Genomic DNA, 2,293 nt, shown 5'->3' with positions numbered 1-2,293 from the left:
CGGATGAAGCACTTTCGGCAGCGCGGAACGCATGCGCTTGCCGGTGCCTGCCGCCAAAATCACGATATTCATGGCGCGCGCTTGTCAGAGGAGTTCGAAGCCGTCCATTTTAGCATGCGGCCCCTGTCGTTCCGGGGCTGCCGAGGCGCGCCGGCAACGCCGGAACGGGCGTCCGGCGCACCGTTCCGGCGGGCCTTCCGGCCCCGCTTACAGGTCGTCGAACTGGACGATCGAGATCGGTTTCGCGGCGCCCGGTGCCGACGCGTCGTCGCCCGTCGCGCACGGCTCCTCGTCGAACGCGATGTCGCCCTGCGGATCGGCCTGGCCGGTCGCGCGCAGCGACGCGAACGGGAACAGGCCGGTATCCATCAGGTGCGACGGCACGACGTTCGCGAGCGCGCTGAACATGTTGTCGACGCGGCCCGGGAAGCGCTTGTCCCATTCGCGGATCAGCGCCTTCATTTCCGCGCGCTTCAGGTTCGGCTGGCTGCCGCACAGGTTGCACGGGATGATCGGGAACTCGCGCAGCTCCGCGTATTTCTCCAGATCGGTTTCCTTCACGTACGCGAGCGGGCGGATCACGACGTTCTTGCCGTCGTCCGACTGCAGCTTCGGTGGCATCCCCTTCAGCTTGCCGCCGTAGAACATGTTCAGCAGCAAGGTCTGCAGGATGTCGTCGCGGTGGTGGCCGAGCGCGATCTTGGTCGCGCCGAGCTCGCCGGCCACGCGATACAGGATGCCGCGGCGCAGCCGCGAGCACAGCGAGCAGGTCGTCTTGCCTTCGGGCACGAGCCGCTTGACGATGCTGTAGGTGTCCTGGTTCTCGATATGGAACGGCACGCCGACCTGCGTCAGGTACTCGGGCAGCACGTGCTCGGGGAAGCCCGGCTGCTTCTGGTCGAGGTTCACCGCGACGATGTCGAAGTCGATCGGCGCGCGCTCGCGCAGGCGCAGCAGCACGTCGAGCATCGCGTAGCTGTCCTTGCCGCCCGACAGGCAGACCATCACCTTGTCGCCGTCCTCGATCATGTTGTAGTCGCCGATCGCCTGGCCGACCTGGCGCACGATCCGCTTGAACAGCTTGTTGTTCTCGTACGCTTCCTTCTGCTCGCGGCGCGTCAGCGCGCGGCGGCCGACTGCGTCGGCGGAAGCTTCGATGACGGCCGCGTCGGCCGCCGTGTCATGTGTTTGGGGGGCGTTCATGCGCGCTCCTCGTCCTTGATGCGAAAGACCTCGACGCCGACGGCGTCGCAGTCCGGATAGGCGTCCGGTTTCTCGGTACGGACGCGTACCGCGCGCACGGCGTCGTGCGCCAGCAGCTGCGCGGCGATCGCGTCGCACAGCGTTTCCTGCAGATGAATGTGGCCGCGCGCCAGGCAGTGCGCGACGCTCTGTTTCATCAGATCGTAGTCGACGACTTCATGCAGTCGGTCGTCCACCGGGGTCGACAGCGAAAGCGGCACGAACAGGTCGACGTTGATGACGACGCGCTGCTCGCCGCGCTTCTCGTGTTCGAACGCACCGATATTGATGTGCACCTCGTAGTCGCGCAGGTAGAGCCTGCGGCAGTCCGCGAGGCGGGGGTGCAGGAGAGCGGAAAACATGGTCGTCCCAGTCAAATTGGCGTGCGGGCACGCAAAGCGGCGCGGGCGGCGGTGTCAGGCCGCGCGATCCGCGCAGTTCATTCATTCGGGCCGGCGGCGGGCGGCACCAGGTGCTCGCCGCCGTCGACGGTCAGCGTCGCGCCGGTGACGCCGGGCGCGCTCGCGAGATAGCAGGCCGCCGCCGCGATCTCGTCGGCGTGCGGCGCATGACCGCGCACCAGCGCCGCGACGCGCACCTTCGGCGCGAGCGCGAGCGCCAGCGCCGAGGTCGCGCGGTGCAGCGCGGCCTGCATCAGCGCATGCGGCAGCTGCGCCGGCGCCGGCTGAAACAGTGCCTGATCCAGCACATGGATCGCGCAGGCGCGCAGCGCTTCGTCGTCGCGCGCGGCGTCGGGCGTCGCGTCGGCCAGTGCGCGGGCCAGCGCGAGCGGCGCAGTGACGTTGCGGGCGAGCGCAGCGGCAAGCGCAGCAGCGAGTGGCGCGCCGTCCATGGCCTGCGCGTCGTCGTCGCCCGCGCGGGCGCTGACGAATACCGCGCACGCGGGCCGGCCGAGCGCGTCGCCGCATGCGGCGACCAGCGCCGCCGCATCGGTTTCCAGGGCCAGATCGGCGTCGAGCACGGCCGCGCGGCGGCCGTGCGCCGCGACTTCGGCGACGAGCGCGTCGGCGGCCGCGCGCGGCGCGCCGGG

3 protein-coding genes are annotated in these 2,293 nt (G+C 69.7%); all 3 read right to left on the bottom strand.

What is annotated here, in order from left to right; genetic code table 11:
- Window positions 1-207: 207 nt before the first annotated feature.
- On the bottom strand, window positions 208-1,203 hold the full coding sequence (gene ttcA, locus BST28156_RS34390; protein WP_174904567.1) for a tRNA 2-thiocytidine(32) synthetase TtcA: 996 nt from the start codon (window positions 1,201-1,203) through the stop codon (window positions 208-210).
- Window positions 1,200-1,604, bottom strand: coding sequence for a dihydroneopterin aldolase (locus BST28156_RS34385; RefSeq protein WP_060246580.1), 405 nt, complete (start codon window positions 1,602-1,604; stop codon window positions 1,200-1,202). Before BST28156_RS34385 ends, ttcA begins: the two co-directional genes overlap by 4 nt.
- 77 nt (window positions 1,605-1,681) lie before the next feature.
- On the bottom strand, window positions 1,682-2,293 hold a 612-nt coding region (locus tag BST28156_RS34380; protein WP_174904566.1), incomplete at its 5' end, for an SDR family oxidoreductase.

It is taken from the genome of Burkholderia pseudomultivorans (assembly GCF_902499075.1).
GTDB lineage: Bacteria > Pseudomonadota > Gammaproteobacteria > Burkholderiales > Burkholderiaceae > Burkholderia > Burkholderia pseudomultivorans.
The sequence above is the reverse complement of the archived record's forward strand: the minus strand, read 5'-3'. Positions and strand labels throughout refer to the sequence as shown.